Source organism: Deferrisoma palaeochoriense, assembly GCF_054656955.1.
In genome coordinates this window covers 1-4,676 of sequence record NZ_BAAHXI010000120.1, presented here as the reverse complement: position 1 = coordinate 4,676, position 4,676 = coordinate 1, and the positions used below count along the sequence as shown (strand labels likewise).

Here is a 4,676-nt window from a genome sequence, read left to right as displayed (position 1 = left end):
GGACGCGTGGACGGGCGGACGGACAACCGTGCGGACGCTGGGACGTGCGAACGGGCGGACGGAACGTCCTACCATCCTACCGTCCTACCGTCCTAACGTCCCAACGTCCTCGCGTCCTAACGTCCCCCCCACCCTCCAGGCCGCTCGCAGGGGGTTCTGGGAGAGGCGGCGGGGGCCCAGGGGGACGATCGTCTCCTCCAGGGGGTCGCCGGGCCGGGCGATCCAGTAGGCCCGGGCCTCGGCACCCGCGTCCCTCAGGTCGGCGAAGCAACTCGCCCAGGCCCGCACCCCGGCCGGGTCCCCCCACCCGGCCACGGCGGCCGACGGCCCCCCGACGCCCGAATCGAAGAGGTGGCGCACCCCGGGCACGGCCGCCGGGTCGAACAGGGGATCCGGGCTCGCGGCCGCGGTCCGGCGCCGGCCGTCGGTGACCCAGAGGTCCAGATCGGCCCCCCCGTCGGTCCACGTGAGAACGACGGCCCAGGCGGGGGCCTCCCCCTGCCCGGCCGGCAGTTCCGCCCCCGGCCCGCTCCGGCGCCGGCCCTCGGGGTCGGTGGCCTCGAGCCGGACCGTGCGGGCATCGGGGAAGAGGAGCACGGGCACGCCGGTCGCGGGGACCGGGGGCACCGGGTAGGGAACCCCCCCGGCCCACACCACCGCGTCCCGGGCCCCGTCGGGCAGGTCCACCCGGACCTCGGCCCACCAGTCCTCCCGGCGCTCCACCCGCGCCCGAAGCTCCGGCCAGTCGGGGCCGGCCGCCGGAACCTCGAGGGCCTCGACCGCGCCCCCTTCGGCCGCCGCCAGGGCGCCGCCGCCGGCCGGGAGGGGGAGTTCCCACAGGGGCTCGCTGGGCCGATAGGCCCAGAGGGTCTTCCCCACCTCCAGCCACACCGACCCCGCCGGCCGGCCCACCGCCCACACCCGCCCGGCCGGCTCTGCGCCCGGAGCGGGCTCGAGCACGGTCACGGGGCCCCGGACCGGCGGGGCCGCGGGGGGCGGATCCCAGGGGTACACCCGCACCTCGGGCACCGGGCCCTCCCCGGCCGAGGCCGTGGCGAACCGGGCCGGGTCGGCGCCGAGTTCCCGGGCGGCCCGAAGCGCCCAGGTCCGGGCCAGGAGGAGCCCGAGTTCCTGGTTCACCGGCTCCGGGCCCGTGGGGTCGGTCTGCCCCACGAACAAAAGCCCCCCTCCCCGGGCCAGAGCGCCCGCCAGGGCCGCCCGCACCCCCGGGGGCAGGGTCTCCCCCCCGAGCGCCGCCGCGTCCAGCACGGCCAGGGGCTCCCCCGCCGGCACCCGGTCCGCCTCGGCCATCAAAGCCGCGGTCGCCGGCGCCGCCAGGAGCGCCAGGATCACCCAAGCCACCCACCGTCGTGTCATTTGCCTCCCACGAGTCCGAAACCGAAGTTCCCTATTTGAGCATTTTTTTACCCAGGGACCAAGGTGTCCGTGGGGACGGACAACCGTGCGGACGCTAGGACGTGCGAACGGGCGGACGGACAACCGCGCGGACGCTGGGACGTGCGAACGTGCGGACGGACAACCGCGCGGACGCTGGGACGTGCGAACGTGCGGACGAAACGTCCTACCGTCCTAACGTCCTAGCGTCCCAACGTCCTACCGTCCCAACGCCCCCGGCACTCCCTTTGCATCCCCGCCCGAGGGGTGCCGGCCCTTTCCGGCGCGTCCCCCGTCTTCAGGGGAGGGTTCTTCGGCCCCCGTGGGGGCCCCCAGGTGCCAAGATTCCGACCACGCCGGGCGGCGACGCTGGAATCATCAAAGTTTCTGGGACCCCGCGTCCGAACGTCCCAGCGTCCTAACGTCCCAACGTCCTAACGTCCCAGCGTCCCAGCGTCCCAACGTCCTAACGTCCCAGCGTCCGAACGTCCGAACGTCCCAACGTGAAACCACACGGAAGGGGCGCCATGGTCATCAGCCGGCTTCCCGAATGGATCAACGAGGCCCGAAAGACCCCGCGGTGGCGCGACGTGCGCACCGTGGGGGCCCGGGCCGGTTCCGGCGAGAACCTGGGCAAGACCCTCGACGTCTCCTTGGGGGGCGCCGGATTGCGGTTTGCCCAAGCCCCCGTGCCCCGGCCCGGGGAGGTGTGGCGGTTCGACATCGTGTTCGAGCGGGAGGTCCGGACGTTCGCCGGCCGGGTGGTGTACGCGCGGCCCGACGGCCGCGTGGGGGTGCGGTGGGTGAACCTCTCCCCCCGGGACCGAGCGTTCCTCGCCCGGCGCTACGCCTCGGGCGCCCGGGGCAGGGTCACGTAGAACCGGCTCCCCTCCTCCCCCGGCTCCACCCACACCCGGCCGCCGTACCCGGTCACGATCCGGTGGACCAGGGCGAGCCCCAACCCCGTCCCGCCGCCCGGGCCCTTCTCGAAAAGTCCGAAGATCCGCTCCCGGTCCTCCGGGGCGACTCCCCGGCCGTTGTCGGCCACCGAGATCACGTGGAACCCCCGGTCCTCCCCCTCGCCCGCGACCTCGATCTCGGGCGGCACCCCGGGCTGGGCGTACCGGATCGCGTTTTCGAACAGGTTCCGGAACACCCGCCCCACCTCCACCGGCCGGCCCCAGACCCGCTCGGGGAGCCCCCGGTAGCGGATCGCCGCCCCGCTCCGGACGATCGGATCGGCCAGTTCCGCCTCCACGGTGCGAAGGAGCGGCTCCAACACCACCGGCCCCAGGGGCGAGCCCTCCCGTCCCAGGGCGGCGTACTCGAGCATCCCCTCGGCGAGCCGCCGGAGCCCCTCGGCCGAACGCCGCAACACGGCCACCATCTCCCGGAGCTTCTCGGGGGTTTCCTTGTCGAGGCGCTCGTCCAGGAGCTGGCCGTAGCCCAAGACGGCCGTAAGCGGGGTGCGAAGGTCGTGGCCCAGCACCCGCAGCAGGTGGTCCACCCGCTCCCGGATCTCCTGCTCCCGCCGGGCCCGGGCGGTGGCGTTGTGGACCTGCACCAGCACGGCGGGCACCCCCTCGTGGAGCATGGCTTGGAACCCCAGGTCCAGCACCAGGGGCCGGCCCTGGGGCCCCCGGGCCTCCACCTCCACTCGGGGCAGCACCCGGGGCCGCTCCGCCAGCTCGTCCAGGGCCTTCAACATGGCCTTCCGGGAGCCCGGCTCCAGGAGTTCCACGAGCCGCAGCCCCTCGGCCGCGGCCGGCGAAAGGCCGAAGAGTTCCCGGAACGAGGGGTTCGCGTACACGATCTCACCGTCCCGCAGAAGCGCGATCCCGTCCAGGGCGCCCTCGAGGAGCGACTGGTAGAGTTCCCGGAGCATCTCGGGCGCGCCGGGCCCGCACCAGGGCCGGGCCCACACCGAGGCCCACCGGGCCACCCCTTCCGCCCAGGCCACCTGCTCCGGGCCGGGCGGCTCCGGATGTCGGCTCGCCAGCACGAGCATGCCCCGCCGCGCGGCGAGAGCGAGCGGCACCCCGAGTTCCCAGCGCTTGCCCTCCCCCCGGAAGAGCCGTGACACCGGAAGTTCCGGCGCATCGTTCTCGGGGTCGTGGCGCACCACCGGCCGGCCGTCGGTCACCACCGGGGCCAGGGGGTGGCCGGCCAGGCCGAAGGTGTACCCGGCCATCTCCTCCTCGGGCCGTTCAGCCCACGAGGCGGCCACCCAGTACCGGTCGGGGTCGCGTAACGGCAGGACCAAGGAGACCCGGTAGAACAAGAGCCGCTCGGCCAGGGCCCAGGCCAGGGCCTCCACCCCCTCCTCCAGGGTGGACGCCTCCGCGAGCCGGCGCGACAGGCGCTCTACGGTCTCCGAGGCTTGGGGAAACTCCATGGGATCTCCGGCCGATCCGGTGCCATCGGGAAACGCGATGGGGGCGGGACGAACCGTTCCAGAATACCCGCGCCGCCCCACCCCGCAACAGATCGGCCGGTGGGGGGGAGAAGTTTATAAGAACGTGCGGACGCTGGGATGTGCGGACGTGCGGACGGACAATCGTGCGGACGTTGGGACGCGCGGATGTGCGTACGGGCCAACTGCCGCGGGTCGTTGGTCGTTTGACCGTGCGGACGCTCGGATGCGCGGACGTGCGGACGGACAATCGTGCGGACGTTGGGACGCGGGGACGTGCGGACGGGGGAACTGCCGCGGGTCGTTTGACGTGTCAACTGCCGAGAGTGGGGAATGTTTGCAACTTTTCGATTGCGGCCCGTCGGGGTAGACTACGGCCATGGCCGACCTCCAGTCTCCCCACGATCGGTTCTTCCGGGACCTCTTCGCACGGCCGGACGCCGCCCGAGAGTTCGTGCGCCACTATCTCCCGGAGGAACTCACAAAGGCTCTCGACCTGGACACGGTGGCCACCGTGCCCGGCACGTTCATCGACCCGGGTCTACGCAGCCACCAGGCCGACGCCGTGTTCACCGTGGGCCTCAAAGAGGGGGGCGAGGCTTTCGTGTACGTGCTCATCGAGCATAAAAGCTATCCGGACCGGCTCACGGCACTCCAGGTCCTGCGTTACGTGGTCCGGCTGTGGGAGAAGGCCCTCCGGGAGACCGCCGAGCCCGGCCTGCCTCCGGTGATCCCGGTGGTCCTGTACCACGGCCGGCCCTCCTGGCGGGTGCCGGAGCGGCTCTCGGAGCTTCTGGACGCCCCCGAAAGCCTGCGTGCGTACCAACCGGAGTTCCGGTACCTGCTTTGTGACCTGGGGCGGTATTCC

Annotated in this window: 4 protein-coding genes; 2 read left to right on the top strand and 2 right to left on the bottom strand. The window is 73.1% G+C overall.

Annotated features, from left to right (window positions below):
• Positions 1-84: 84 nt before the first annotated feature.
• Positions 85-1,377: a hypothetical protein gene (locus ACYQ8L_RS18070; protein WP_459943217.1), complete on the bottom strand. Its 1,293-nt coding sequence runs from the start codon at positions 1,375-1,377 to the stop codon at positions 85-87.
• 545 nt (positions 1,378-1,922) lie between these two features.
• On the opposite strand from ACYQ8L_RS18070, the gene ACYQ8L_RS18065 reads away from it, so the two are divergent.
• Positions 1,923-2,273, top strand: coding sequence for a PilZ domain-containing protein (locus ACYQ8L_RS18065; protein WP_459943216.1), 351 nt, complete (start codon positions 1,923-1,925; stop codon positions 2,271-2,273).
• Here the strand turns inward: ACYQ8L_RS18065 and ACYQ8L_RS18060 are convergent.
• A complete protein-coding gene (locus ACYQ8L_RS18060) occupies positions 2,240-3,790 on the bottom strand; it encodes a sensor histidine kinase (protein ID WP_459943215.1) in 1,551 nt (516 codons plus the stop codon). The two genes, ACYQ8L_RS18065 and ACYQ8L_RS18060, sit on opposite strands and share 34 nt — an antisense overlap.
• A gap of 397 nt (positions 3,791-4,187) precedes the next feature.
• Between ACYQ8L_RS18060 and ACYQ8L_RS18055 the strand changes: the two genes are divergently transcribed.
• Positions 4,188-4,676 (top strand): Rpn family recombination-promoting nuclease/putative transposase (locus ACYQ8L_RS18055; protein ID WP_459943214.1); only part of this gene is annotated, 489 nt, incomplete at its 3' end.